The following is a 25194-nucleotide window of genomic DNA, read 5'->3' as shown; positions in this document are numbered from 1 at the left end:
ATGGCCGAAGGGGAAGACAGAGATGATCACCGCAGACAGATTCTACATCGGCGGGGCCTGGGTCGCGCCCTCTGGCACCCGGACGATGCCGATCCTGACCCCCTCGACCAATGCGCGGATCGGAACGCTGACGCTCGGCAATGCCGAGGATGTCGACCGTGCCGTCGCCGCCGCACGCACCGCCTTCGAAAGCTATTCACTGACCCCGAAACCCGAGCGGCTGGCACTGCTGCGCCGGCTGGCCGGGATCACACGCGCCCGGCTCGACGATCTGGGCCGGGCGATCAGCGCGGAAATGGGCGCTCCCGCCACCATGGCGCGCGAGGTGCAGGCCTATTCCGGGCTGGGCCATCTGGAGGGTTTCATCGCCGCGCTGGAAGCGCTGGACGAGGAAGAGACCCTGCCCAACGGCGATATCCTCAGCCGCGAGCCGATCGGCGTCTGCGGGCTGATCACGCCCTGGAACTGGCCGATCAATCAGATCGCGCTGAAAGTGGTGCCGGTGCTGGCGACCGGCGCGACTTGCGTTCTGAAACCCTCGGAACATACGCCGCTCTCGGCGCAGATCTATGCCGAGATGGTGCACGAGGCGGGTTTCCCCGCCGGGGTGTTCAACCTGGTTCATGGCGAGGGCCCGACCGTCGGCGCGGCGCTGTCGCGGCACCCGGACGTGGCGATGATGTCCTTCACCGGCTCGACCCGCGCCGGCAGCGCGGTGTCGCGGGATGCCGCGGCGACCATCAAGCGGGTGACGCTGGAACTGGGCGGCAAGTCGCCGAACCTCGTCTTTGCCGATTGTGACCTGGACGCCCGTGTGACCGAAGGGGTCGCGGCCTGTTTCTACAACACCGGCCAGTCCTGCGATGCGCCGACGCGCATGCTGGTGGAACGAAGTGTCTATGACCGGGCGCTGGAAATCGCCCGCGCCGCGGCCGAGGCGCAGCCGGTCGGCGATCCCGCCGAGGAAGGCGACCATATCGGGCCGCTGTTCGACCGGCTGCAGTATGACCGGGTGCAGACGATGATCCGCAAGGGGCTGGACGACGGCGCCCGGTTGCTCGCCGGTGGTCCCGGGCGTCCCGATGGCCTGCCCGAAAGGCTGCAAGGCGGCTGGTTCGTGCGCCCGACGGTGTTCTGCGATGTCTCCCCCGACATGGCCATCTGGCGCGAGGAGATCTTCGGCCCGGTTCTGGCGATGACGCCTTTCGACAGCGAGGAAGAGGCGATCGCGCTGGCCAATGACACCGACTACGGCCTGGCCGCCTATATCCAGACCGGAAGCGAGGATCGCGCGATCCGCGTCGCCCGGCGGCTGCGGGCCGGTGGCATCCATATCAACGGGCGCGATGCCGATTACGGCTCGCCCTTCGGCGGCTTCAGGCAGTCCGGCAACGGCCGCGAAGGTGGCCGCTTCGGGCTGGAGGACTACCTGGAGATGAAGGTCCGGCCACCCTTCGTGGCCTGAGCGCGAGCGACTGGGGGCCGCGGCGCGCCGCAGCCAATGACACCTAGGAATTCGGTGCCTTCGCCGGACAGGCCGGGCACGAAGCCCCGTCCCGATACTCGCGTATCGCTTCCGTCGTCGCCGTTTCGTCCTCTGCGAAAGGATGAAGGGTCAGGTCGCGTAGGGATCGTTCTCGTCGTCCAGGATCGCGCGCAGTTCACGCAGATGCGCATCGGCCTGGCCGGGATAGTCCTCCAGTTCCCGCGCCGTCTTCTCGGCGATCTCGGGGCTTAGGACCCGCAGCGACTGGCCGGTCTGCAATGCGCGGACATAGGTTTCGGCCGCACGCTCGAAGTAGAACAGCCGGTTCCAGGTGTCGGCGACGCTGTCGCCCACCACCAGGACTCCGTGATTGCCCATGATCATGACCTTCCTGGCCGGGTCGGAGAGCATCGACGCGCAGCGCAGCCCCTCGGCCTCGAAGGCCAGCCCGCCGAAAGCGTCATCCACCAGGTAGCGGTTGTAGAAGGTCGCGGTGTTCTGGTCGATCGGCGGCAGCGTGCTGTCGGCCAGGCAGGCCAGAACGGTGGCCCAGATCGAATGGGTGTGCATCACGCAGCGGGCATGCGGGCAGGTCCGGTGGATCGCCGCATGCAGGCCCCAGGCGGTCGGGTCGGGCGCGTTCGGCGCGTCCAGCGCCGACGGGTCCTCGGCATCCAGCAGCAGCAGGTCCGACGCCTTGATGCGCGCGAAATGCATCTGGTTGGGATTGATCAGGAACCTTGTCCCCGAGGCATTGACCGCGACGCTGAAGTGGTTCGCCACCGCCTCATGCATGTTCAGCCGCGCCGCCCAGCGGAAGGCTGCGGCCAGATCGGCGCGGAGGTTCCAGTGGTCCATGTTGGACTTGCTGGACCGGTCGGCGGTGGTGGTCTGCATCGGGCTCATTCCTCGGCCATGGCGGGGCTCTTCGCGGCGGCATCGAGACCGGTCGGGATGACCTCGTAACCCGGTTCCTCGGGCTCGTCATCAACCAGTTCCGCGAGGAAACCGGGGGCGGTGATGCTCAGCCCGGTGGCCTCTTCCAGGCGCCGTATGATGTTGGGCGACAGTTCGCGTTCGCCAAAGCGGGCGATGCCGTCATCGAATATCTCGACCAGAAGCGGGCTGATCTCCAGCGGAACCCCGGCCTGATCGGCGATCTTCTGGAACAGACCGATATCCTTCTTCACCAGGTCCATCGTGAAGGAGACGTCGCGCGAGCCGTTCAGGATCAGCTGGCTTTCGGTCTCGTGCACGAAGGAGGTGCCGGACGAGATCTTCATCGCCTCGTAGGTGGTGTTCAGGTCCAGCCCGGCGGCTTTCATCGTCACCAGCGCCTCGCAGCAGGTCAGCAAGTTGGCGGTCGCCAGGTAGTTGGTCATCACCTTCAGGGTCGAGGCGGTGCCGATCTCGCCGGTATGCAGAATCCGGCGGCCCAGGGTCGTCAGCACCGGCAGCATCCGGTCGAAGGTGGCGCGGTCGCAGCCCGCAAAGATCGAGATATTGCCGGTGTCGGCGCGGTGGCAGCCGCCCGAGACGGGGCATTCGATCGCCGCCCCGCCATGTTCCCGGACCAGCGCCGCCAGCCGCTTGACCTCGCCCGCGTCGGTGGTCGACATCTCCATCCAGATCTTGCCGGCATCCACTGCGGGCAGCATCTCCTCGACCACCGCGGCCGAGGCCGCCGGCGACGGCAGGCAGGTGATCACCGCGTCGCAATCCCGCATCATCTCCAGCGGGCCGGGGGTGGCGCTGGCGCCACGGGCGACAAAGGCGGCCACCCGCTCCGGGTCCAGGTCATGCACGGTCAGGTCGAAACCGTTCCGCAACAGGCTTCCCGCCAGCTTCGCGCCGACATTGCCAAGTCCGATAAAGCCGATTTTCATCCGGAGAACTGCCCTCTTGTCGTGGATCGCAACATGCCCGCGCAAGGCTGCGGCAGATCGCAGGCCCAGTAAAGCAATGCGATTTGACCCAATGGGGCAGTTCTGCTGACGGGCAAGACCGCCGGCGGCGGACCGAATCTCAGCCTTTCGAAGCCTGCCTGGCCAGGGTCCGGACCGCAGACGAGGCCGCGACGGCCCCGGATTCCGCGAATTGCTGGAGATTTCGCGAAATCCGGCCGAGGTCATACAGGTAGTTGACCATCACCCCCCGGGACTGGGCGAGCCCGTTCTCGGAAATGTCGGCGTCGGCATGGATGGCGTGGATCTGGGCGCCGTTGGCCAGGTGGAATCTGGCGACCGGATCCAGGGGTCGCCCGTCCCCGGTCTTTTCCTGAACCAGATACTGCGCGGCCAGCCGTCGCAGCATGGTCGGGTCGTCGGCCTGCGCCAGCCTGTCCTCGCGCGTCAGCCATCGCACCAGGCCCGGGATCGGCGACAGGGTGACAAAGGACTTCACGTTGGGAAGGTCCCGGGCCAGATCACGCGCCACCTGCTTGATGAGCGAATTGCCGAAGGAGACACCCGCAAGCCCCTTCTGGCAATTGGAGATGGAGTAGAAGACCGCCGTGTCGGCCTCGTCGTCGCGCAGCACCTTGCGGTCGCCCGAAAGCAGTTCCTGGATCGAGGCGGGAACCCCGCTCACCAGAGCGATCTCGACGAAGATCAGCGGATCGTCCGGCATCGCGGGGTGGAAGAATGCAAAGCAGCGCCGGTCCACGGGCTGCAACCGCTGGCGCAGGTCGTCCCATGTCCGGATTTCATGCACCGCCTCGTAGGCAATGACCTTTTCCAGGATCGAGGCCGGGCTGCCCCAGGTGATCTGGCGCAGGACCAGAAAGCCGCGATTGAACCAGCTTCTCAGCAGGTGAAGGAAATCCTGATCCACGCGGGCGAGCAGCGGTTCGGACTTCAGGAAGCCGAGAAGGTCGGCCCGCATCCCGACCAGTTCGGCCGTCGCGCCGGGCACCTCGTTCAGGCGGCGAAACAGTTCCTGCCGTCTCGGCTCTGCCCCGGCCGAGAACCGTGCGTAGTTTTCGGACGAAGGATCGTCGGCATAGGCCTTTGCCAGCCCTGCGATCGCCGCCCGGTCGATGTCGAACTCGTCGTTGAGCAGCCGGAAGAACTCCAGCTTCTGTTCGGCGTCAAAGCCCTTGTACCGGTCCAGCAGCAGGGCGGCGATCTGCACGCCGGTCAGTTCGGTCTTTTGCGACAGCAGAGCCCGGCACAGGTCCGCGGCCGAGCGGTTGTCCTGCTCGACACGCGAAAAGGGGCGTCTTTCGAAGATGGTCGAAAGCAGCTCCCCGAGCGAATTGGATGCCGGCATCTTGCCTCGCGATCATGAAAGGACGGCGCGTCCGGTGGACAGGCCGACGGACAGGGACAGGCTGCCCTCGTTCACCAGCCACTTGCGCAGGGTGAATTCGCGCGCACCGCTCTTGTGCATCGGGTCGGCGCTGGCCATTTCCCGTGCCTCGTCCATGGAGGCGGCGCGATAGACGATCAGCCCCCTGCCCTGCATCTCGTCCCCCGAGAGGTCGGACGTCGGCCCGGCCAGAACGAGAGCCCCGCGCGTCTCCATCTCCCTTTGGTATTCGAGATGCGAAGGCAGGTTGTCCTTCACGGCCTCCGGGCTGCCGGCGGGCACCGAGTCGACCAGGTACAACTCCAGCGCCAGCGCGCCACGTCCCCTGGCAGTCTGCTCGTATTCCGTCCATTTGACCATTTTCGCCTCCGTATCCCCGCAAGTCTAGAAATATCGATTTTATTTGACAAGACCCCAAAACGTAGTCAAACAAGAAGAATGAACAGGATACGGCGGTCCTTTCGCGCGTTCGGAAGAGCGGGCAGCGAAAGGGCCCGACAGTGCGGCCGAACGGCCCGGACTGCGGGCTTGGCCAGGAAACAAGACACGGCAGATCGACATGAATGGACTGACAGGCGCAGCATTGCAGACAGCAAGGGCGGAAGCCCAGGCGGCGTTCCGCGCCCTGAAGAACCGCCTGCCCCGTCTGGATGACGCCTCGATCGACCTGATCCTGCGAGACGCGCGGTCACATTACGCGTGGAAGGACGAACCCGTCCCGGACGAACTCCTGCGAACCATCTACGAGATCACGATTTCCGGCCCGACCAGCATGAACTGCTGCCCGGCGCGGTTCGTCTTTGTCCGGACGCCCGAGGCCAAGGAGCGGCTGGCGAGGTCTCTAAAGGCCAAGAACATCGACAAGATGATGGCCGCCCCGGTGACCGCGATCATCGCCTACGACCTGGAATTCTGGCGCAAGCTGCCGTTCCTGTTCCCGCACGAGGATCGACGGCCCCATTTCGAGGGCAAGCCCGGGCACAGCGAGACCACCGCCTTTCGCAACGGCACCCTGCAGGGCGCCTATTTCATGATTGCGGCACGGGCGGTCGGACTGGATGTCGGCGCGATGTCCGGCTTCACCAACGCGACCGTCGACGAGGAGTTCTTTGCCGGGACGACGCTGAAATCGAACTTCCTGTGCAACATCGGCTACGCCGATGAAAGCGCGCTGTTCCAGAAGCTTCCCCGGTTCCGGTTCGAGGAGGTGTGTTCATTCGCATGAGCGGCAGATGACACGACGACGGGGAACAAACCGGACAAACGGCGCCGCGGCCCGGCCCCCATGGCGGACCCGGGCCACGGGCCGGAACCGGGCGCGCGGGAGCGACGCGGCCGTCACCGCAGCCCAACGGGCCGCAGAGATGCAATCGGAGGTCAACGGGCGACAGGCCTGAGCTTCGAACGGGACGACAACTTTCAAGGGAGGAAAGAATGAACGTTTGGTGGAAAGGATCGGCACTCGGTGCCCTCATGTCGGGGCTGGTGGCCGCCCCGGTCTTCGCGACCGAAACGATCAAGGCCGTGGTCATCGACGGCTATCCGGCCCGGTCGATGTGGGTGGAGGAGTTCACCAACTTCTTCATTCCCGAGGTCGACAAGCGCCTTGCCGAAACCGGCAACTACGCGATGGACTGGCAGGAAAGCTATGGCGGTGCGATCGTGAAGCCCAAGGGCGTTCTCGAAGGCATCCAGCTGGGACTGGGCGACATCGGCATCGTCACCACGATCTTCCATTCGTCCAAGCTGCCCAGCCAGGCGATCTCGGCGGTGACACCCTTCGTCGCGGCCGACGCCCGTGCGGTGGCCAAGGCGGTTGACGAGATCGCCCACGAGTTCCCGTCGATGCAGGCCGAATTCGCCGCCCAGAACCAAGTCTATCTGGCCACCGGCGTCGTGCTCGACACCTATCAGCTGTTCAGCGCCACCCCGGTTGCCGGCATTGCCGATATCGAAGGCAAGAAGGTCGCCGGCGCCGGGATGAACCTGCGCTATCTCGAAGGGATTTCCGGTGCGGCCGGCGTTCGCGGCGGCCTGACCGATTTCTACAACATGCTGCAGACCGGTCTGGTCGATCAGGCGATGCTCTGGCCGGAAGCGGCCGAGACCTTCAAGATCGCCGAAGTGGCCCCCTACATGCTGGAAGTCGATTTCGGGGCCGTCAACACCAAGACCGTGACCGTGAACGCGGATTACTGGAACAGCCTTCCCGACGAGGTGAAGGGCGTTCTGGAAGAGGTCGCGGTGCTCTATCGTGACCACATCGCCGGAATCGCGATGGACAAGGCCAAGGCCAGCCGCGATGCCTATGTCGCCGCGGGCGGCACCATCGTCGCCCTGAGCGCCGCGGATCGCGCCGCCTGGGCCGAGGCGATGCCCAACATCGCAGCCGAATGGGCCGCCGAACTCGACCAGAGCGGCCAGCCCGGCACCGAGATGCTAAAGGCCTATCTCGGGAAGCTCGAGGCGGACGGCTATACCGGCGTGCGCAACTGGGCCGCCGAGTAAGGCAGCAAGACCGGAAGGACGCTGACAAGATGCGTGCCCTGTTCAGACGTGCAGTTGGCGTCCTTTCGCTGCTGACAAGACGGATCGCGGTTTCGGCCAATGTCGCCGGAACGCTGGTGGTGATGATGCTGGTCGGAGTGGTCTGCTTCGACGTGGTGGCGCGAAGCGTGTTTCATGCGCCCTTCCTGGGCGCCGTCGAGGTGGTGCAGTTCTCGATGGTGCTCATCGTCTTCCTGCAACTGCCCGATGTCGTGCGGGTGGACCGGCTGACCCGCTCGGACGGTTTCCTGGTGATCATCGGCCAGCGGGCCCCGCGCGTGGCGGCGATCCTGACCCATGTGATCGAAACGGTCTCGGCCGTCTTCATGACCCTGATCGCGATCGCCATCTGGCCCGAGTTCACCAAGATGTGGGAGACACAGAACTATTTCGGCGTGCCGGGCGTCTTCACGGCGCCCTGGTGGCCGATCAAGCTGGTGATCTTCCTCAGTGCCGCGCTCTGCGCGCTCATCTTCCTGCTCAAGATCCTGTCGCCGGCACACAAGCCGGAAATGATCCGGGCGCCCGAACACAAGGACGCGCAATGACTCCGATCGAGATCGGCCTGATGTCGGTCGTGGCCATCGTCGTACTGATCTACCTGGGGCTCTACATCCCGATTGCGCTCGGGGTCGTGTCCTTCGTCTCGATCTGGCTGATGCGGGACAATTTCACCCTGGCGATGAACCTGCTGAAGGTCGCGCTGAGCGACAGCGTGATGGAATACACCTTCGCGACGGTGCCGCTGTTCACCTTCATGGGATTGATCGTCGCAAAGGCCGGACTCGGCGGCGATGTCTATGAGGTGATGAGTTCCGGTTTCCGGCGGGTGAAGGGCGGAATCGGCATGGCCACCGTCGGCGCCAATGCGGTGTTTGCCGCCGTCACCGGGTCGTCGATCGCCTCGGCCTCGGTGTTTTCCAAGGTCTCGGTGCCGCAGATGCTCGACCTCGACTACAACCCGCGCTTTGCGGTCGGGGTGGTGGCCGGTTCCTCGGTGCTGGGCATGATCATTCCGCCTTCGGCGATGCTGATCATCTATTCCTTCGTTGCCGAGCAATCGGTCGGCGACATGTTCCTTGCCGGGGTCGTTCCGGGCCTGATGCTTGCCTGCGCCTTCGTCGGCGCGATCTTCCTGATGGGCCGGTTCACGCCGGGTTTCGTCGGAGGCCGGGAGGCCGACGACATCCGCGCCCTGCCCTGGGGCGAGATCGCCGCAAAGACATTGCCGGTCCTCGGGCTGATCACCATCGTTCTGGGCGGGATCTACACCGGCTGGCTGACCGCGGTCGAGGCGGGCGCGGCCGGCTCTCTCGTCGGGCTGGTCATTGCCCTGTTCCGGCGGCGAATGACCCTGAAGGTATTCTGGGCGGCATTGCTTGAGACAGGCCACATCACGGCGGCGATCCTGTTCCTGATCACGGCGGCCTCGATCTACAGCCGGATGCTGGGGCTTGCCGGCGTTCCGAACGAACTGGGCGCCCTGCTGGCCGAGGGCCACGGCAGCTACTTCACGGTCATGCTGCTCTATGTCGTGCTGATGCTGTTTCTCGGCACGCTGCTCGACACCTCGTCGATCATCCTGATCGTCGTACCGCTGTTCCTGCCGCTGATCGAACCGATGGGCCTGTCGCTGATCTGGTTCGGCATCGTCACCGTCGTCGGCGCCGAGATCGGGCTTCTGACACCACCGCTGGGCATCTCGTGCTTTGTCATCAAGGCGACCCTGAACGATGACCGGATCACCCTGAAGGATGTCTTTCTCGGTGCACTGCCTTTCGCGGCGGTCATGCTGGTCGTGCTGATCCTGCTGATCCGCTTCCCGATGCTCAGCCTCGCCATCCTGAACTAGGAGTATCCCCGTGCGCACAGTCACCCCGGACAACATAACCGATGTCTTCACCAGCTATTTCGGACCCGACACCGACCCGCGCGTGCGCGAGGTCCTGACATCACTGGCCCGGCATCTGCACGACTTCGCCCGCGAGACCAGGCTGACCCATGCCGAATGGCGCAAGGGGCTCGAAGCGCTGGAATGGGCCGGCCGGATCACCGACCCGGAGCGGAACGAGTTCGTCCTGCTGTCCGACGTCATGGGGCTGTCGTCACTGGTCGACATGCTGCATTCGGTTCCCGGCGCGACCAGCTCGTCCGTGCTCGGCCCCTTCCATGTCTCGAACCCGCCGCCACTTCCGATCGGCGGCGACATGAAGCGCGACTTCGAAGGCCAGGTGCTGCTGGTCGAAGGCCATGTGCGGGACACCGACGGCAACCCCGTCGGCGGCGCGAAGCTCGACATCTGGCAGACCGCCCCGAACGGGATGTATTCCAGCCAGGACCCCGACCAGGACATCCACTCCTTCCATGCGCTGATGACGGCTGACGAGAACGGGCGCTATGCCTTCACCACCGTCCGCCCGGTCAGCTACACGGTCCCGAATGACGGCCCGGTGGGGCAGATCCTCGACGCCGCCGGGCGCCATCCCTGGCGGCCATCCCATCTGCATTACATCGTCACGGCAGAGGGCTTCCGGACCCTCGTGACCGAGGTCTTTCCCGATGACGACCCCTATCTCGATCAGGACACCGTCTTCGGGGTGCGCGACGATCTTGTCATGACCTATGTCGAGCAGCCCGCCGGCAGCTTTCCCGAAGGCTTCGCCCTGTCGGGCAAGGTGCCGGACGCCTATTCCCGGGTCGAGTTCGATTTTGTGCTGTCGAAGGCCTAGGAGATCAGTTCCGCCAGGAACTCGCCGGTCTTGCGGTAATGCTCCATCAGCAGCTCCGACGCCTTGTCGACCTGGCGCTGAACGGCGGCGTCGAGAATGGCGCGATGCTCGGCGGCCACATCCCGCAGACCGTAGGACTTCGATGTGCCCGCCAGATAACGGTAGCGGACGTTCAGGTCGTAGAGCTGCCCGCAGAACCGCAGCAGGATCGGCGAGTTGCAGGCCTTCAGCAGCGCCATGTGGAATTCCTTGTGGCGCTCCTCGAAGGCGGTGGTATCGCTGCGGTCGGTGCGGGTCATGTGGTGATGCGCCAGAACCAGCGCGTCTTCCCAGTCCCGATCCCCGGTCGAGATGCTTTGGCGCAGCGCCATGTCTTCTAGCTCGCAGCGGAGGTTCAGGATTTCCTGGAACTGGGCCCGGTTGGTCTGGGCGACGCGGAACCCGCGCTGGTCGATCCGCTCCACCAGCTGGTCCGAGGTGAGCAGGCTCAGCGCCTCGCGGACCGGCGAGGCCCCGGTCGACAGCACTTCCTTCAGGGTCTCGACCTTCAGCCGTTCGCCGGGCGGGATTTTCCCCATGATGATCGCGGATCGCAGATCAAGATAGGCACGTTGGGTCGACGACTGCGTGGAGCCCTGGGGCTTGGATTCCTGTGTCATGGCACATTTCTAGCCGCAGCGCCGCGCGACTTCAAATAATATCGATATTAGCACGCTCACCGAAGAGGACACACGCCCCTCTGCCACGGTCAGGACCGTTCGACTGCGGAACAACCGGCCCCTGGCAAACGAAAAACCGCGGCACCCCCTGCCCGCGCCCCGGGCCCCTCCGGATCAGGAGCACGGCAGAAAAGAGCGATAGCCCGGCCAATCTGGATAAAAAGTAGGTTTTTTATTGTTCATAGTCAAAATATATGCGAAAACTCCAGCCGGGACGAACCAGCCGGCGGAGAGAAAACCCATGCGCGAGAACCACTTTGAAGAGGGAAAATACTGGGTCAGCCCGTACAATTTCATTCCCGAAGTCCGCAAGGAACTCGCGCTTCCGCCGAAAGTCCAGATCCATGACGCGACCCTGCGCGACGGTGAGCAGACCCCCGGTGTGGTGTTTTCGATCGACGACAAGATCCGGATTGCCAGCAAGATGGACGAAATCGGGGTCGACCGGATCGAAGCCGGCATGCCGGCCGTTTCCCCGCAGGACGCCGAGGCGATCAAGCAGATATCGAAGCTCGGGCTGAAGGCGCGGATTTTCACCTTTGCCCGTGCGCTCAAGCAGGACATCGACATGGCGCTGGAATGCGGCGCGCACGGCGTGATCATCGAGGTGCCGATCGGCTACCCGAAGCTCGTCACCCAGTTCGGCTGGAGTTGGGAAGACGTGTTCCGGAAGAGCCGCGATGTCATCAACTACGCCCGCGAACAGGGGCTGTACGCTGTGTTCTTTCCCTATGACACCACCCGCGCCCGCCCGCAGGACCTGGAAAACCTCTGCAAGGGGATCATGGCCGAGTCGCCGCCCGACTCGATCGGCATCGTCGACACGATGGGATGCGCCACACCGGAAGCCATCAAATACATGGTCCGGTGGGTCAAGGGCATGACCGGCCTTCCGATCGAGATTCACACGCATAACGACTTCGGCATGGGCGTGGCCACCGAACTCGCCGCCGTGACCGCCGGAGCCGAGGTGGTCCACAGCTGCGGAAACGGCCTGGGCGAGCGCACCGGCAATGCCGCGCTGGAAGAGCTGATGCTGGGGCTGGACCTGCTCTACGGATACGAGACCGGCTATCGGCTCGACAAGCTCCCCGAACTCGGCGACCTGCTGGCGGAGCTGTCCAACGTCCCGATCGCGCGGAACAAGCCGGTGCTCGGTTCGGGCAACTTCATCCGAGAGTCCGGGATCGGCATCCAGTATGTGATGCATGACCCGCTGGTGATGTTCGGCACCCATCCGGCCCTGACCGGGCGCTCGGGCGAAGTCGTGCTGGGCAAGAAGAGCGGCAAGGCCTCGATCGTCTACAAGCTCGAGCAACTGGGCCTTGGCGAGGCCACCGAGGACGAGCTTGCCGAAATTCTCGGCCAGGTGAAGCAGAAAGGCATCGCCCTGCGCAGCATCCTGGATGACGACCAGTTCAAGGCCATCGTCGCGAACGTGCGGGCGGCATAGCCGCCCGGCCCCCGCGACCGCGCGGCAGGCTAGTAGAGGCCCGCCGTTCTCGCGCGCAGGCGGATCAGGGCCAGGACCGTGTCGATGGTGGGCGTTTCGGTGCCCGTCAGCCGGCCCAGTTCCTGCACCGAGGCAACCAGCGCATCGATCTCCATCGGACGACCGAGGTCGAGGTCTTGCAGCATCGAGGTGCGATGCGCCCCCACGGCCGCGCCGCCGTCGATCCGGCGATCCACGTCGATGGGGAACTTCACCCCCAGTTTCTCGGCGATCTCCTGCGCTTCGAGCATCATCCCGCGCGCGACCGCGCGGGTGCCGGGATCGGTGCAGAGCACATCCAGCGTCGCATGGGTCAGCGCCGAGATCGGATTGAACGACAGGTTGCCCCAGAGCTTGACCCAGATCTCGTCGCGGATGCGCGGGCGCACCGGCGCCTTCAGCCCTGCCGCGGTCAGCGCCGCGGACAGCGCCAGGGCGCGGTCCGACTTCGACCCGTCCGGTTCACCCAGCGAAAACCGGTTGCCCTCGATATGCCGGATCACGCCGGGCGCGATCACCTCGACGGCAGGATAGACCACGCAGCCCAGCACTCTCTCGGGGCCGAAACCGTTCCACTGCGCGTCGCCGGGATCGACCGAGGCCAGCCGGGTGCCCTCAAGATCACCGCCGACACCGTGGAAATACCACCAGGGCACGCCGTTCACGCCGCTGACGATGGTCGTATCGGCGCCGATCAGGGGCTGCATCCGGGCGACCAGCGGCGGCACCGAATGGGCCTTGAGCGTGACGACAAGATAATCCTGGGGGCCGAACTCCGCCGGATCCTCGGCGGCCGAGACCGGCACCGAGGTCCGCCTGCCATCGGCTTCGATCAGGGTCAGCCCATGCGCCTGCATGGCTGCCAGATGCGGGCCGCGCGCGACCAAGCTCACATCGGCCCCCGCCTGCGCCAGCTTGGCCCCCATGTAGCCGCCGATCGCGCCGGCACCGAACACACATATCTTCATCGCCGGGCGCTCCCCAACCTATGCGCCGGCAAGGCCGAGCTTCTCGGCCATGCTGATGCGCTGGATCTTTCCGGTCGCCCCCTTGGGGATTTCATCGAGAATCACCACCCTGCGTGGCACCTTGTAGTCGGCCAGATGCTCGGCGGCATAGGCGCGGATATCGCTTTCGCCAAGCACCGAACCTTCCCTGAGAACCGCAGCGGCGGCAATATCCTCGCCCAGCTTCGGATGCGGCACGGCAAAACAGACGATCTGCGCGATCTCCGGGTGGCCCAGCAGCACGGCATCGACCTCCAGCGGGCTGATCTTCTCGCCGCCGCGATTGATGATTTCCTTCAGCCGGCCGGTCAGCGACAGATAGCCATCGGCGTCGAACGCGCCCTGATCGCCGGTGCGGAACCATCGCTTTCCCTCCGCGTCGAAGAACGCCTCGGCATTGGCCTTCGGGTTGCCCTCGTATCCCGGGGTCACGTTCGGGCCGCTGATGACCACCTCGCCGGTCTCTCCCGTGGCCAGCAGCTCGTCGCGGTCCTCATCCGCGATCCGCACATCCGGACCTGCGGCAATCCCGACCGATCCCGGCTTCTGAACCCCGGGCGGCAACGGGTTGCAGCACATCTGATGCGCCGCCTCGGTCATGCCGTAGGCCTCGATCACCGGCGCCCGGAAGGTCTCGACCAGCCTGGCCATCACCGGCGCCGGAAGCGACGACGAGGATGAGCGCAGGAAGCGCAGTCCGGCCCGGTCGATCACCTCCCTGTTGCGCTCGGCCCGGGTCAGGATCGCCTGATGCATGGTCGGCACCGCGGTGAACCAGCTGGGCCGTGCATCATCCAGCTGGGCAAAGAAGCGCAGGGCATTGAACCCGGGCGCACACCAGACCTGACCGCCCGCGGCCAGAGAGGCCGAAACCGCCGCGATCAGCCCGTGGATGTGGAACAGGGGCATCACGTTCAGGCAGCGGTCATCCGGCGTCAGCGCCAGCGCGTCCTTCACGTTGTTGGCCGACATGACCACATTCGACTGCAGAAGCGGCACGATCTTGGGCCGCGAGGTGGTGCCGGAGGTGTGCAGGATCAGCGCGACGTCATCCTCGCCCGGCGCGGCGGCGTCGCACGCTCCGGCGCTGGCCTCGGCGGTCAGGGTGAACGCGCCGGCAGGGCCGGTCGGTTCCGGGGTCAATCGGAGAACCGCCACGCCGAACCTGTCGGCGGCGGCCAGCGCCGGGCCGTCATAATCCGCCGCCACCACAAGCGCCCTGGCCCGCAGGTCCTCCAGATAGAACTCGTACTCCTCCCGACGATAGGCGGGGTTCAGCGGCGCGGTCGTTGCGCACTGCGCAATGCAGACAAAGGCGGTGGCCATCTCGGGACCGTTGGGCAGCACGATCGCGACCCGATCCGCGCGGCCGATGCCGAGGGACCGCAGCGATGCCGCGACATCCGCGCTCAGACGGCGCAGCGCGCCATAGGTCATCCAGCCGCGATCCGGCGCTCCGATCGCGGGGCGCCCGGACTCGTGGCGGGCAATCAAGGCAGCGATGGTCCGGGTCATGGCAGGCTCCTTCGAGTGGTCAAAGGGATGCGGTCCGACCGGGCCACCCTGCTCCGGCCGCAAATCAAGGCTCCGGCGGCACGATGACCCCAAAGCGGGTCAGACCACTTTCACGGCCATCTTTCCCAGGCCCTCGACGGACACTTCCATCACGTCGCCCCTCTGCACCGGGCCGACGCCGGAAGGGGTCCCCGACAGGATCACGTCCCCCGGCGCGAGTTCGAAATACTCCGAAAGGTACGAGATCATCTCGGGCACCTTCCAGATCATCTGGTTCAGGTCGCCCTCCTGCCTGACCTCGCCGTTCAACGTCAGCGCGATGCGCCCCCGGTCGAGATGACCGGTGTCGCTGGCGCGATGGATCGGCCCGATCGGCGCCGAGCGTTCGAAGGCCTTGCCGATCTCCCAAGGACGACCCAGCTTCTTGGCCTCGCTCTGAAGGTCGCGGCGGGTCATGTCCAGCGACAGGGCATAGCCAAAGACATGGTCCAGCGCGGAGTCGACCGGGATGTTCGTCCCGCCGCTCTTCAGGGCGACGGCCATTTCCACCTCATGGTGCACATCCGACGAATGCGGCGGATAGGGAAAGCTTCCCGACGGGTCTAGGTTGTCGGGATTCTTCTGGAAGAAGAACGGCGGCTCGCGATCCGGGTCATGACCCATTTCGATCGCATGGGCCGCGTAGTTCCGCCCGATGCAATATACCCTGCGAACCGGGAACAGGGCGTCGGTTCCCTCGATCGCCAAGCCCGGGGCCTGCGGCGCTTCAATGGCATAGTGCGGCATCGGTTTCTCCGTGGTTTGATTCGTTTCCAGCCTTGATAGATCGCAAGCCAAAATCGATCAATCTCCCCTCTTGGAAAAAACATCGACTTTTTTGTTGCGATTCCGAATTGATCTGCAATAGTTGGGCAGTTCTTGGCCGGATTGGTCGTCCAAGCGACCGGAATCTACAGGATTGGTGAACCAATGCTCGCGAGCCGCGAAGTCAGCGTCGATACGTTGAGAGAGTTCATTTCCGCCGGGAACTATGCGCCGGGCGACCGGCTCCCGGCCGAGCGGGAGCTGATCGGCGCACTCGGCATGACCCGCAACACGCTGCGCCGGGCGCTGGACGAGCTGGAGCGCGAAGGCGCGATCTGGCGCCATGTCGGCAAGGGCACCTTCCTGGCCCCCGAGAGGGACGAGAAGCAGAGCGCCTCGCTGACCGACATCAGCCGCCAGCTGACCCCGGTCAAGATGATGCGGGCCCGCCTGTGCATCGAGCCGGCCATCGCCCGCGAAGCCGCGATCAATGCCTCGAGCGAGGCGCTGAACCGGATCATGCAGGCAAAGGAAGGGGCCGAGGAGGCCGGGGACTGGGCCGGCTACGAGGCCCAGGACGACGCATTCCACCACGCCATCGCCGCCGCCGCGGACAACATGCTGCTGGCCGCCCTGTTCGACCAGTTGAGCCAGGTTCAGCGGGCGGTCGCCTGGGGCAACGTGACCCGCAGCACCCGGCAGCCGCCGCGGTCACACAGCAGTTTCGAAGAACACGCGGCAATCGCCCGGGCCATCGCCGCGCGGGACCCGGCCGGCGCGCATGACGCGATGCGCCGGCACATCGGTTCGGTCTCCGCGCGGCTGTTTGGGGAGATCTGAGCAGCAGAACGTATCCGGGCGAAGACGGAAAATCCGCGCGGCCAGAGATACTCGAAACCAGACTGTTTTCTCAGGGAGGAGAAACATGGAAAAGTTCCTACGCAAGACCAAGTCGTTCTTGGCAGCCGCCATGGTGGCCGGGGGCTTTCTGATGCCCGCGACGGCCCAGGCGGACACGATCAAGATCGCGCTGGCCGAAACGCCTTCGGACGAGCTGGCGGCCTTCTTCGTCGCCCTCGATCGCGCCAAGGCCAACGGGCTGGACTATGAGTGGACCGCCTTCTCGGACGAGGAACTGGCGATCCAGGCGGTTCTGAGCGGCCAGATGGATATCGGTTTCGGGACGCCCTATGCCGCCATGCAACGGTCCCGCGCCCCGATCCGGATCATCTTCCAGCTGTCGAAGCTGAAATTCTTCCCGGTGACCACCAAGGCGTACAGCACGCTCAAGGACCTCGACGGCCAGCCGATCCTGCTGCACTCGCGCGGCGGCGGCACCGACTCCATCGCCAACGTGATCGAGGACCGGATCGGCATCAAGTTCGGCGAACGGTCCTATGTGCCGGGCTCGTCGAACCGGGTGGCGGCCCTGCTGGGTGGCCAGGCCGATGCGACCATCATCGACCTGTCGAACACCAACAAGCTGATGCGCGGCCCGGCGGCCGACCGCTTCAACGTGCTCGAGATGTTCGACGTGGAAGCCAGCGACGAAGCCCTGTTCGGAAACCTGGACTGGATCCAGAACAACGAGGAACAGGTCCAGATCTTCGTGAATGCGCTGCTGAGCGTCTATCACGACATGGCCGAAGACCCGACGATCATCCGGCGCGAAACCAACCCGGATGGCCCGATCGGCCAGCTTCCGGCCGAGATCCTCGATGAACTGGACGGGTTCTATGCCGATGCCGTGGCGGCCGGGCTCTATGACGTCAACGGCGGCGGGCGCAAGGCGGCGATGGCCGACATGGAGTGGTATTCAGCGGCCGGTCAGCTGGAGGGCGACCCCTCGACCCTCAATATCGAGGACTTCTGGTATCTCGCCCCGCTCGACGCGGGGATGAAATAGCCAGTGACCGATGCCGCCGGGCCTTTCCGGGCCCGGTGGCGCCTGCCTTCCGTTCCGGATTTGCGAGACCCCCGTGATGCTGAAACGTTCCTTTCTTCTGAAACTCCTGTCCGGCGTCATCATCTTCGGCGCTTGGGAGATCGCGGGGCGCATTCCGGTCAGCTATGCCTTCCCCACCTTCATCGACTCGATGATCGCCCTGTTCCGGCTGGCGCTCGATGGCACCCTGTTCACCGCCTATGCCGAGACACTGGAACCGCTGATCGTCGGGGTGGCGATCTCCACCGTTCTCGGGATCGGCCTGGGCCTCTGGATCGGGCTGAGCAAGTTCTTCGACTGGCTGGTATCGCCGATCTTCATCGTCATGCAGTCGGCGCCACTGGCGGCGCTGATCCCGCTTCTGGTGATGGCCTATGGCATCGGCCTGACATCCAAGGTCTTCGTGGTCTGCATCATGGCCATGCCGGTGATCGTTCTCAACACCGCCGGCGCGGTGCGTCACACGCCCGAGTCGATCATGGAAATGTGCCGGTCGTTCCTGGGCAGCCGCACCGACATGTTGCTGAAGATCATCATCCCGGCCGCCTCGCCGCTGATCTTCGCCGGGCTGCGACTGGGCGTTTCCGCCGGTTTCATCGGTGCGATCCTGGCCGAGCTCAAGATCACCCCGACCGGCGTCGGCGACATCATCACCTTCAGCCGTTCCATCGCGGACTATCCGACCATGTACGCCGCGATATTCTCGATCATCGCTCTGGCGGTTCTGTTCCTGAACCTCTTGGAAATGGCTGAAAAACTCCTCTTCAAAGGAAACGACCTTGGCTATGTCTCAGACTAAGCGAGTGCTCACGCCGGTGGAAAACACCCCGACCGAGATTGCCGTCTCCGCCCGCAACATCACGAAGAACTACGGCGCGGTGGAGGCGTTGAAGGACCTGACGCTCGAGTTTCCGCGCGGCCAGCTCACCTCTCTGCTCGGCCCTTCGGGCTGCGGCAAGACCACGCTGCTGAAGATCATCGCCGGGTTGCTCAAGACGACATCGGGCGAGGTCGAGGTCAACGGCAAGGCCGTCACCGGCCCGGGCCCCAATCGCGCCTTCGTCTTTCAGGACTTCGCGCTGCTGCCCTGGGCAACGGTGCTGCGCAACGTGGCCTTCGGTCTCGAACTGCGCGGCGTCGCCCGGTCGGAACGGGAAGCGCGGGCCGAGAAATACATCAAGGATGTCGGGCTGGCCGGGTTCGAACAAAGCTACCCGCACGAGCTGTCCGGCGGCATGCGCCAGCGGGTCGGGCTGGCCCGCGCCCTGTCGGTCGATGCCCAGGTGCTGTTGATGGACGAGCCCTTCTCGGCGGTGGACGAACAGACCCGCCGGAAGTTCCAGGAAGACCTCCTGTCGCTGGTGCAGAACGAGAACAAGACCTTCATCTTCGTCACCCATTCGATCGAGGAAGCGGTCTATGTCTCTGACCAGATCGCCATCCTGCTGCCGCGACCCAGCCGGGTGTCCGAGGTCATCCGCCCCTCCGGGTTCCGTAACAAGGGGATCGACAACATCCGGCGCGACCCGGAATACCTCGATATCGTTGACAATATCTGGGCGTCCCTGCGCAGTTACGTGGAGTAGAACATGTACGTCTTCGGCTATCGCCTTCCAGGACTGTCTTCGCTGCTCATCTGGGGTCTGCTGTGGGAAATCGTCGGCCGGGCAGAGCTGACCTTCTTCGTGCCGCCACTGTCCGAGGTGCTGCGCACGCTGGTGGCGATCATCGGCACCCCGCCCTTCATCAAGGCGCTGTCCGAAACGGCCTATGCCTTTTCCGGGGGTGTCTTCGCCGCCATCGTCATCGGCGTCCCGCTGGGGATCCTGATGGGGCGAAGCCGCCTGCTGGACGAGCTGCTCCTGCCCTGGGCGAACATGTTTCTGAGCGCGCCGCTGACGGCGCTGGTCCCGGTGCTGATGGTCCTGTTCGGCTTCGGGATGAAGGCGATCATCATCACCACCGCGCTGTTCGCGATCTGGATCATCATCCTGAACTCGCGGGCCGGGGTGCGGCAGATCAACCGGTCGCTGGTCGAAATGGCACATTCCTTCGGGGCGTCACCGGTGGATGCCTTCTTCAAGATCTATTTCTGGGCCGCCCTGCCCGAGATCCTGGGCGGCGTGCGGATCGGGATCATCCGTGCCGTGAAAGGGGTGATCATCGGGCAGCTCCTGATTTCCATCGTCGGCTTCGGCGCCTTGTTCGAGCTCTATTCCGCCAACTTCCTGATGGCGCATTTCTGGGCGGTTCTTCTGGTTCTCTTCGCCCTCGCCTTCTCGATTTCCGAGTTCCTCGCCTATCTCGAACGCAAGGTCGCCTATTACGCGGCCAAGCGGTGAACGGCACCCCGGCATCTTCGTGGTGAAGGTCTGATCGAGCCCGCCGGGGCCTCAGCCCTGCGGTTCGATCAGATGCGCGAAGGAGCCCGAGACCCGCCCGGCACGCAGCCCCATCGGCGCCAGCGCGGTGCCTTCCGCATCCCGGGCACTGAACAGCGCCGCGCCCTCGGCCTTCAGCGTGGTCGCATAGTGAAACTCGTGCCCCACCCAGTTGCCCGCGAAGGGGCCCGCCTCGGCATGCAGCCGGCGATAACCCAGATGCAGGCGCCGGGCCGCGAAAGAGGTCTCCAGACCCAGCAGTCCCAGCATCCGGTGCCGGGTTCCCTGCGCGTCGATCAACCCTTCGCCCAGCACCATGTAGCCGCCGCATTCACCATAGACCTCGGCCCGGCCGGCGGCGGCCAGCATTCCGGCGCGAAAGCTCGCGGCCGCGGCAAGCCGGCCGGCGTGCAGCTCGGGATAGCCGCCGGGCAGCAGCACCAGATCGGCCGGCGGCGGCGGCTCGTCGGCCAGCGGTGAAAAGGCCGCCAGCTCGGCCCCAGCCGCCCGCCAATCGGCCAGCAGATGCGGATAGGCAAAGGCGAAGGCGGCATCCTCGGCCACTGCGATCCGCTGCGCCGGGGGCGGGCAGCGCGGCCCCCGCACGGGCTCGGGCAACGCTTCGGCCAGCGCCAGCAGCGCGTCGAGGTCCAGCGCCGAGACAACCGCCTGCGCCGCACGATCGAGAAATTCCTCCAGGTCCGAACGTTCGGCAGCCTGCACCAGGCCCAGGTGCCGCGACGGATGGCCCAGCCCCTCGGCCCGCGGCAACGCCCCCAGCACCGGCAGGCCCAGCGGCGCCAGCGCGCGGCGCAGCATCGCCTCATGACGGGCAGAGCCGACCCGGTTCAGGATCAGCCCGGCGACCCGGACCTCGGGATCATGGGCGGCAAACCCCGCGACCAGCGGCGCCACCGACTGAGCCATGCGGGCGGCATCGACCACCAGCACCACCGGCAACCGCAACTGCCGCGCCAGATCGGCGGTGGCGCCCCGGCCCTCCGGCGGCGCACCGTCGAAGAGGCCCATGGCGCCCTCGATCAGCAGCAGCCCCGGCCCGGCGGCCAGTGCCCGCAGGCGTTCGGGCGACATCGCCCAGGCGTCGAGATTGGGGCACGGCTGCCCGGTGGCGGCCTGATGGAAGCGCGGGTCGATATAGTCCGGGCCGGATTTGGCGCCCCGCACCGACAGGCCGCGCTGGCGGAGCGCGCGCAACAGGCCCAGCGTCACCGTGGTCTTGCCCGCGCCCGAGCCCGGCGCCGCCAGGATCAGTCCGCACCCCGCGGCCCCACGCGGCGGCATGGCGCTCACCCGGTTTCCTGCGCCTGCGCCGCGTCCCGTCCCAGAGGATCGAGATCGCGCGGCGCCGCCCCGCGCGCCAGCGCCTGCCAGTCCAGCACCTGCCGCATCAGCACCGCCCGCCCGACACAGATGATCGCCGGGGGCTCCAGCCCCGACCCCGCCAGATCGGCGACCAGCCCGCCCAGCGTGGTCTCCAGAACCTTCTCGCCGGGTAGGGTTGCATCGACCACCACCGCCACCGGCTCGGACGCCGGCCGGCCCGCCGCCAGCAGCGCCGCCGCGATCTGGGCGATATGCTTCATCCCCATGTAGATCACCAGCACCTGCGACCCGTCCGAGATCGCCTGCCAGTTCAGCGAGCCCGGGGTCTCGCCCGACTGGTCATGCCCGGTGATGAAGGTCACCGACTGGTTCACGTCGCGATGCGTCACCGGGATGCCGGCATAGGCCAGCCCGCCGATCCCCGCCGAAATGCCCGGAATGATCCGCACCGGCACACCATGCTGGATCAGGGTCTGCGCCTCTTCCCCGCCGCGCCCGAAGACAAAGGGATCGCCACCCTTCAGCCGCAGCACCCTTCGCCCGGCGCGGGACAGCTCGACCAGTTGCAGCGAGATGTCGCGCTGCTTGGCCGAGGGCTTGCCGCCGCGCTTGCCGGCATAGATCTTCTCGGCCTGCGGCGCCCAGGACAGGATATCCGGCCCGACCAGCGCATCATGCACGATCACATCCGCCTGCCGCAGCCCGTTCAGAGCGTGCAACGTCAGCAGCCCCGGATCGCCCGGCCCGGCACCAGCCAGCCAGACCCATCCGGGTGCGAGTTCGGGCCAGGAGAGAGGCGGCAGCGAGTCGGTCATGGCCGCACTATGGCCCGCCGCCCGGACCGGCAAAAGGGGCTGATTTGACGCCTCCGGCCGGCTCTCGCCGCGCCGTGGCCGTCGAAACCCCGGACTGGCACCGGATCGCGGGTGCCCGGCGGGGGCAATTTCCGCGTCAGGCTAGGCAGAGCCCCAACCCGCTGCTAGCTTTTTCACGGGTGAGGCTGTTGCGAGGGGGAGAGATGGGGCGCCAAGGACTGGTCTGGACGATCCTTGCCCTCTGGGTGGTGCTGGCCGCGGCCTCGGTTCTGGCGCCGATGCTGACCGCGTCCAGCGATTTCGGCATGACCCGGGGACTCAACCGGCTGGCCATGTTCCTGCAGTTGCAGCTGTTGGCGATCATCCTGGCGGCGCTCTGTTTCTTCATGGCCCGACAGGTAAAGCCCGGCTGGCCGCGCTGGCTGGCGCGAGGGCCGCTGCTGCTGGAACTGGCGCTCGGGCTGGTGATCGTCGGGGCGGTGGTCTGGAGCAACCTGCAGAAACCCGACCCGGGCGCTCCGGCGCCCGACCGCCCGGTGACCGCCCCGGCCGACACGCCGACGCCCAAGCCCGAGGGCTGAGCAGGCGCCGGTGCGGGTCGAGACATCCATGGACCAGTTCTAGCTGCACGCCGACGCCTGGCAGGGTCTGCCGCTCCATCGGGTCGTCACCGAAGAACCGTGATCGCCCTCAGCCGACGTGGAACAGCGAGTTGAACAGCTTCGGGTCCAGGCTTTCGCTGGCAAAGGTCGGTCCCTCGGTCAGCACCGAGACGGCGTCATGCGAATGCAGGCTTTCCTGATGGCTGGCCACGACCCGGAAATCGCCGACCCGCGGCTCGGCCAGCAGCGCCCCGGCAAAGAGCCGCGCCGCGTCCTCGACAAAGATCGGATTGGCGGCGTTGAGCTCGGCAAAGGCCTGCTCGTCCTCGCGCTTGACCATCACCTGGGTCTCGGTCGGCACCGCCTGGCGGCAGAGGTCGATCAGATCCTCGAACCAGAGGCATTCCGGGTCCACCACCTCGACCGAGATCCGCGCCACCGAACGCTGCGAATGCGGCGTCGCCAGCTGGCCGCGGAACTGCCGCGCATGTTCCGACAGTTCCAGCGAGCAGGGGCAGGTCGAGGAATAGACATAGTCGAGATGGACGATCTTCTTGCGCCGACCGTCGCGTTCGACCAGTTCCAGCGCGATGTCGTAATACTGATAGCCCGACAGGCCCGAGCGCAGCGACTCGCGCCGCACCGGGAACGAGAACCGCATCTGGATGCGGGCGTCGAAACTGCCCAGGTCGCGCATGTAGTCGTCCAGTGCCGCGGCGATCGTGGCAAAGGAGAATGTCTTTTCGGCATGGGCATAGAACGAGCGCATGATGCGGCTCATGTTGATGCCCTTCTTCTCGGCCTCCAGGCTGACGGTGCCGGTGACCGAGGTCTCCAGCGTCAGGAACCCGCCGTTCTGCGCCGCGTCACGGCTGGCAAAGCGGATCGGCAACCGGAAGTTGGAAATCCCGACATGCTGGATTGCGGTCTTCGCGCCCTTGATCAGACTCTCGGGGCCGTTCTGAAGGTCGGGCAGCGTGGCGCGGTAGACCTCGTCGGCAGTGAAGTCCTCGGGGTAGGCGCGCAGAAGCGCCGGATAGTTCTGCACCTCCTGACCGGGCAGCAAGCGGGCGATGGCGGGGTGCAGCGTCGCCACCTCGGTCACGGTCGCGGTTTCGGCCCAGCGGGTCAACAGGGCCAAGGCCCTGGCCGCCTCTTCCCGTGACGGCGTGTCCTCTGCCGAGCCCGGATGAATGTTCATGGCCTGCCCCCCTGTCGCGCGTTTCCCCCAAGATAGGCGGATCGCGGGTAAATCCAAGTCTTTCCCTTGGGAATACGCCCGGCAGGGGGAAACGGATCAGTCCAGAGCAGCAAGGAGGTCGCGCAACAGGTCCTCGCCATCCTCCAGTCCGCAGGACACCCGGACCAGACCGGGCGTGATCCCGAGAAGCTCTTTCTTTTCTGCCGGCAGACGCTGATGCGTGGTCGTGGCCGGATGGGTCACGATCGACTTGGCATCGGCGAAATTGTTCGAGATCGTGAAGAGCTTCAGCCGGTCGAGCACGGCGAAACAGGCCTCCTTGCCGCCTTTCACGTCGATGCCCAGCACTGTGCCGCCGGCCCCCATCTGCCGGGCCGCCAGCGCCGCCTGCGGGTGGCTGGGCAGACCCGGATAGATCACCCGATCCAGCTTCGGATGGCCCTCCAGCGCCTCGGCGATCTTCTGCGCCGTCGCGGCCTGTGCCCGGACCCGCAGGTCCAGCGTCTCTAGCCCCTTCAGGGCCACCCAGGCATTGAACGGCGACATCGCCCCGCCGGTATGCTTGACATAGGGTTCGATGGTCTTGCGGATCAGCTCCCTGCTGCCCAGCACCACCCCGCCCAGACAACGGCCCTGGCCATCGACATGCTTGGTCGTCGAATAGACCACCAGATCGGCGCCGGCGGCGCGGGCCGAGGAGAATACCGGCGAGGCCATGGCATTGTCGCAGACCACCAGTGCCCCGGCCGCATGGGCCAGCTCGGCCACGGCGGCGATGTCGATCACCTCCAGCGCAGGGTTGGACAGCGCCTCGAAGAAGACCAGCCGGGTGTCGGGCCGGATCGCCGCCTTCCAGGCCGCCAGGTCGCGGCCATCGACCAGCGTGACCTCGACCCCGAAACGGCCCAGAATGTCCTCAAGGATATAGAGGCAGGAGCCGAACAGCGCCCGCGACGACACGACATGGTCTCCCGCCTTCAGCGGCGCCATCAGCGCCGCATTGACCGCTGCCATGCCGCTGGCGGTGGCAAAGGCATCCTCGCAGCCCTCCAGCGCGGCGATCCGGTCTTCGAACATCCGCACTGTCGGGTTGCCGTAACGGGCATAGATGAACTCGTCCTCGCCGGCCTTGACGAAGCGCGCTTCGGCGGCCTCGGCGCTGTCGTAGACGAAGCCTTGGGTCAGGAACAGCGCCTCGGACACCTCGCCATAGCCGGACCGGCGGGTGCCGGCATGGACCGCGCGGGTCCGGGGAGTCCAGTCGGGGGATAGGGGTTTCTTGGCCATGCGCCACTCCT

At 65.8% G+C, this 25194-nt stretch carries 25 protein-coding genes; 13 read left to right on the top strand and 12 right to left on the bottom strand.

What is annotated here, in order from left to right:
- The first annotated feature begins 22 nt into the window (after positions 1-22).
- Positions 23-1465: an aldehyde dehydrogenase family protein gene (locus NUW50_RS12755; RefSeq protein ID WP_258289518.1), complete on the top strand. Its 1443-nt coding sequence runs from the start codon at positions 23-25 to the stop codon at positions 1463-1465.
- 150 nt (positions 1466-1615) lie between these two features.
- Here the strand turns inward: NUW50_RS12755 and NUW50_RS12750 are convergent, their stop codons facing one another.
- The 4 genes from NUW50_RS12750 to NUW50_RS12735 all read right to left on the bottom strand — a co-directional run bounded on the left by NUW50_RS12750 (position 1616) and on the right by NUW50_RS12735 (position 5155).
- Positions 1616-2383, bottom strand: coding sequence for a class II aldolase and adducin N-terminal domain-containing protein (locus tag NUW50_RS12750; protein WP_258289517.1), 768 nt, complete (start codon positions 2381-2383; stop codon positions 1616-1618).
- A 5-nt stretch (positions 2384-2388) separates the two neighbouring features.
- A complete protein-coding gene (locus NUW50_RS12745; protein WP_258289516.1) occupies positions 2389-3372 on the bottom strand; it encodes an NAD(P)-dependent oxidoreductase in 984 nt (327 codons plus the stop codon).
- 139 nt (positions 3373-3511) lie between these two features.
- Positions 3512-4756, bottom strand: coding sequence for a malonyl-CoA decarboxylase (locus NUW50_RS12740; protein WP_258289515.1), 1245 nt, complete (start codon positions 4754-4756; stop codon positions 3512-3514).
- A gap of 12 nt (positions 4757-4768) precedes the next feature.
- Entirely contained in the window at positions 4769-5155 is a 387-nt protein-coding gene (locus tag NUW50_RS12735) for a YciI family protein (RefSeq protein ID WP_258289514.1), read from the bottom strand.
- 199 nt (positions 5156-5354) lie between these two features.
- Between NUW50_RS12735 and NUW50_RS12730 the strand changes: the two genes are divergently transcribed.
- The 5 genes from NUW50_RS12730 to NUW50_RS12710 all read left to right on the top strand — a co-directional run bounded on the left by NUW50_RS12730 (position 5355) and on the right by NUW50_RS12710 (position 10071).
- Positions 5355-6020, top strand: coding sequence for a malonic semialdehyde reductase (locus tag NUW50_RS12730; RefSeq protein ID WP_258289513.1), 666 nt, complete (start codon positions 5355-5357; stop codon positions 6018-6020).
- Between the two features lie 209 nt (positions 6021-6229).
- Positions 6230-7303 carry a C4-dicarboxylate TRAP transporter substrate-binding protein gene (locus NUW50_RS12725; RefSeq protein ID WP_258289512.1) on the top strand — a complete coding sequence of 358 codons (1074 nt, stop codon included), beginning with the start codon at positions 6230-6232 and terminating at the stop codon, positions 7301-7303.
- A gap of 29 nt (positions 7304-7332) precedes the next feature.
- The gene (locus tag NUW50_RS12720) at positions 7333-7890 is read left to right on the top strand and encodes a TRAP transporter small permease subunit (protein WP_258289511.1); all 558 of its coding nucleotides are present in this window, start codon (positions 7333-7335) and stop codon (positions 7888-7890) included.
- The gene (locus NUW50_RS12715; RefSeq protein ID WP_258289510.1) at positions 7887-9194 is read left to right on the top strand and encodes a TRAP transporter large permease; all 1308 of its coding nucleotides are present in this window, start codon (positions 7887-7889) and stop codon (positions 9192-9194) included. The genes NUW50_RS12720 and NUW50_RS12715 overlap by 4 nt, the downstream gene beginning before the upstream one ends.
- 10 nt (positions 9195-9204) lie before the next feature.
- Positions 9205-10071 (top strand): dioxygenase family protein, encoded by an 867-nt coding sequence (locus NUW50_RS12710; RefSeq protein WP_258289509.1) that lies wholly within the window; start codon positions 9205-9207, stop codon positions 10069-10071.
- On the opposite strand, the gene NUW50_RS12705 is transcribed toward NUW50_RS12710, so the two are convergent.
- Positions 10068-10730, bottom strand: coding sequence for a GntR family transcriptional regulator (locus NUW50_RS12705; RefSeq protein WP_258289508.1), 663 nt, complete (start codon positions 10728-10730; stop codon positions 10068-10070). The genes NUW50_RS12710 and NUW50_RS12705 overlap by 4 nt on opposite strands.
- A gap of 301 nt (positions 10731-11031) precedes the next feature.
- Between NUW50_RS12705 and NUW50_RS12700 the strand changes: the two genes are divergently transcribed.
- Complete coding sequence (locus NUW50_RS12700; protein WP_258289507.1) at positions 11032-12243, top strand: 2-isopropylmalate synthase; 1212 nt, start codon at positions 11032-11034, stop codon at positions 12241-12243.
- Positions 12244-12272: 29 nt separating this feature from the next.
- Here NUW50_RS12700 and NUW50_RS12695 read toward each other — a convergent pair whose 3' ends face one another.
- The 3 genes from NUW50_RS12695 to NUW50_RS12685 form a co-directional block, all read right to left on the bottom strand.
- Positions 12273-13250, bottom strand: a complete 978-nt coding sequence (locus NUW50_RS12695; RefSeq protein ID WP_258289506.1) for a 2-dehydropantoate 2-reductase — start codon at positions 13248-13250, stop codon at positions 12273-12275.
- 18 nt (positions 13251-13268) lie between these two features.
- Positions 13269-14804, bottom strand: coding sequence for an acyl--CoA ligase (locus tag NUW50_RS12690; RefSeq protein ID WP_258289505.1), 1536 nt, complete (start codon positions 14802-14804; stop codon positions 13269-13271).
- A 99-nt stretch (positions 14805-14903) separates the two neighbouring features.
- The gene (locus NUW50_RS12685; RefSeq protein ID WP_258289504.1) at positions 14904-15590 is read right to left on the bottom strand and encodes a fumarylacetoacetate hydrolase family protein; all 687 of its coding nucleotides are present in this window, start codon (positions 15588-15590) and stop codon (positions 14904-14906) included.
- Between the two features lie 183 nt (positions 15591-15773).
- Here NUW50_RS12685 and NUW50_RS12680 point away from each other — a divergent pair, with 183 nt between their 5' ends.
- The 5 genes from NUW50_RS12680 (at position 15774) to NUW50_RS12660 (ending at position 19895) form a co-directional block, all read left to right on the top strand.
- Positions 15774-16448, top strand: coding sequence for a FadR/GntR family transcriptional regulator (locus tag NUW50_RS12680; RefSeq protein WP_258289503.1), 675 nt, complete (start codon positions 15774-15776; stop codon positions 16446-16448).
- An 85-nt stretch (positions 16449-16533) separates the two neighbouring features.
- Complete coding sequence (locus NUW50_RS12675; RefSeq protein ID WP_258289502.1) at positions 16534-17514, top strand: ABC transporter substrate-binding protein; 981 nt, start codon at positions 16534-16536, stop codon at positions 17512-17514.
- A 76-nt stretch (positions 17515-17590) separates the two neighbouring features.
- Positions 17591-18352, top strand: a complete 762-nt coding sequence (locus NUW50_RS12670) for an ABC transporter permease (RefSeq protein ID WP_258289501.1) — start codon at positions 17591-17593, stop codon at positions 18350-18352.
- A complete protein-coding gene (locus NUW50_RS12665) occupies positions 18339-19139 on the top strand; it encodes an ABC transporter ATP-binding protein (protein WP_258289500.1) in 801 nt (266 codons plus the stop codon). Before NUW50_RS12670 ends, NUW50_RS12665 begins: the two co-directional genes overlap by 14 nt.
- Positions 19140-19142: 3 nt before the next feature.
- The gene (locus NUW50_RS12660; protein ID WP_258289499.1) at positions 19143-19895 is read left to right on the top strand and encodes an ABC transporter permease; all 753 of its coding nucleotides are present in this window, start codon (positions 19143-19145) and stop codon (positions 19893-19895) included.
- Positions 19896-19946: 51 nt separating this feature from the next.
- On the opposite strand, the gene NUW50_RS12655 is transcribed toward NUW50_RS12660, so the two are convergent.
- Positions 19947-21236: a cobyrinate a,c-diamide synthase gene (locus NUW50_RS12655; protein ID WP_258290144.1), complete on the bottom strand. Its 1290-nt coding sequence runs from the start codon at positions 21234-21236 to the stop codon at positions 19947-19949.
- Positions 21237-21241: 5 nt separating this feature from the next.
- Positions 21242-22093: a uroporphyrinogen-III C-methyltransferase gene (gene cobA / locus NUW50_RS12650; RefSeq protein ID WP_258289498.1), complete on the bottom strand. Its 852-nt coding sequence runs from the start codon at positions 22091-22093 to the stop codon at positions 21242-21244.
- A gap of 203 nt (positions 22094-22296) precedes the next feature.
- Here cobA and NUW50_RS12645 point away from each other — a divergent pair, with 203 nt between their 5' ends.
- Positions 22297-22674, top strand: coding sequence for a hypothetical protein (locus NUW50_RS12645; RefSeq protein ID WP_258289497.1), 378 nt, complete (start codon positions 22297-22299; stop codon positions 22672-22674).
- Between the two features lie 109 nt (positions 22675-22783).
- Here the strand turns inward: NUW50_RS12645 and folE2 are convergent, their stop codons facing one another.
- Both folE2 and metZ read right to left on the bottom strand, forming a co-directional pair.
- The gene (folE2, locus tag NUW50_RS12640; RefSeq protein WP_258289496.1) at positions 22784-23896 is read right to left on the bottom strand and encodes a GTP cyclohydrolase FolE2; all 1113 of its coding nucleotides are present in this window, start codon (positions 23894-23896) and stop codon (positions 22784-22786) included.
- Between the two features lie 96 nt (positions 23897-23992).
- Positions 23993-25183: an O-succinylhomoserine sulfhydrylase gene (metZ, locus tag NUW50_RS12635; protein ID WP_258289495.1), complete on the bottom strand. Its 1191-nt coding sequence runs from the start codon at positions 25181-25183 to the stop codon at positions 23993-23995.
- Positions 25184-25194 lie beyond the last annotated feature (11 nt).

The organism is Frigidibacter sp. ROC022 (assembly GCF_024723735.1).
Classification (GTDB): Bacteria; Pseudomonadota; Alphaproteobacteria; order Rhodobacterales; family Rhodobacteraceae; genus SLM-1.
This window is presented reverse-complemented; position numbering and strand designations above follow the sequence as displayed.

Coding starts and splice junctions, on each gene's coding strand:
- NUW50_RS12755 (WP_258289518.1), top strand. CDS start 23: ATGATCACCGCAGACAGATTCTACATCGGCGGGGCCTGGGTCGCGCCC.
- NUW50_RS12750 (WP_258289517.1), bottom strand. CDS start 2,383: ATGCAGACCACCACCGCCGACCGGTCCAGCAAGTCCAACATGGACCAC.
- NUW50_RS12745 (WP_258289516.1), bottom strand. CDS start 3,372: ATGAAAATCGGCTTTATCGGACTTGGCAATGTCGGCGCGAAGCTGGCG.
- NUW50_RS12740 (WP_258289515.1), bottom strand. CDS start 4,756: ATGCCGGCATCCAATTCGCTCGGGGAGCTGCTTTCGACCATCTTCGAA.
- NUW50_RS12735 (WP_258289514.1), bottom strand. CDS start 5,155: ATGGTCAAATGGACGGAATACGAGCAGACTGCCAGGGGACGTGGCGCG.
- NUW50_RS12730 (WP_258289513.1), top strand. CDS start 5,355: ATGAATGGACTGACAGGCGCAGCATTGCAGACAGCAAGGGCGGAAGCC.
- NUW50_RS12725 (WP_258289512.1), top strand. CDS start 6,230: ATGAACGTTTGGTGGAAAGGATCGGCACTCGGTGCCCTCATGTCGGGG.
- NUW50_RS12720 (WP_258289511.1), top strand. CDS start 7,333: ATGCGTGCCCTGTTCAGACGTGCAGTTGGCGTCCTTTCGCTGCTGACA.
- NUW50_RS12715 (WP_258289510.1), top strand. CDS start 7,887: ATGACTCCGATCGAGATCGGCCTGATGTCGGTCGTGGCCATCGTCGTA.
- NUW50_RS12705 (WP_258289508.1), bottom strand. CDS start 10,730: ATGACACAGGAATCCAAGCCCCAGGGCTCCACGCAGTCGTCGACCCAA.
- NUW50_RS12700 (WP_258289507.1), top strand. CDS start 11,032: ATGCGCGAGAACCACTTTGAAGAGGGAAAATACTGGGTCAGCCCGTAC.
- NUW50_RS12695 (WP_258289506.1), bottom strand. CDS start 13,250: ATGAAGATATGTGTGTTCGGTGCCGGCGCGATCGGCGGCTACATGGGG.
- NUW50_RS12690 (WP_258289505.1), bottom strand. CDS start 14,804: ATGACCCGGACCATCGCTGCCTTGATTGCCCGCCACGAGTCCGGGCGC.
- NUW50_RS12685 (WP_258289504.1), bottom strand. CDS start 15,590: ATGCCGCACTATGCCATTGAAGCGCCGCAGGCCCCGGGCTTGGCGATC.
- NUW50_RS12680 (WP_258289503.1), top strand. CDS start 15,774: ATGCTCGCGAGCCGCGAAGTCAGCGTCGATACGTTGAGAGAGTTCATT.
- NUW50_RS12675 (WP_258289502.1), top strand. CDS start 16,534: ATGGAAAAGTTCCTACGCAAGACCAAGTCGTTCTTGGCAGCCGCCATG.
- NUW50_RS12670 (WP_258289501.1), top strand. CDS start 17,591: ATGCTGAAACGTTCCTTTCTTCTGAAACTCCTGTCCGGCGTCATCATC.
- NUW50_RS12665 (WP_258289500.1), top strand. CDS start 18,339: ATGTCTCAGACTAAGCGAGTGCTCACGCCGGTGGAAAACACCCCGACC.
- NUW50_RS12660 (WP_258289499.1), top strand. CDS start 19,143: ATGTACGTCTTCGGCTATCGCCTTCCAGGACTGTCTTCGCTGCTCATC.
- NUW50_RS12655 (WP_258290144.1), bottom strand. CDS start 21,236: ATGCCGCCGCGTGGGGCCGCGGGGTGCGGACTGATCCTGGCGGCGCCG.
- cobA (WP_258289498.1), bottom strand. CDS start 22,093: ATGACCGACTCGCTGCCGCCTCTCTCCTGGCCCGAACTCGCACCCGGA.
- NUW50_RS12645 (WP_258289497.1), top strand. CDS start 22,297: ATGGGGCGCCAAGGACTGGTCTGGACGATCCTTGCCCTCTGGGTGGTG.
- folE2 (WP_258289496.1), bottom strand. CDS start 23,896: ATGAACATTCATCCGGGCTCGGCAGAGGACACGCCGTCACGGGAAGAG.
- metZ (WP_258289495.1), bottom strand. CDS start 25,183: ATGGCCAAGAAACCCCTATCCCCCGACTGGACTCCCCGGACCCGCGCG.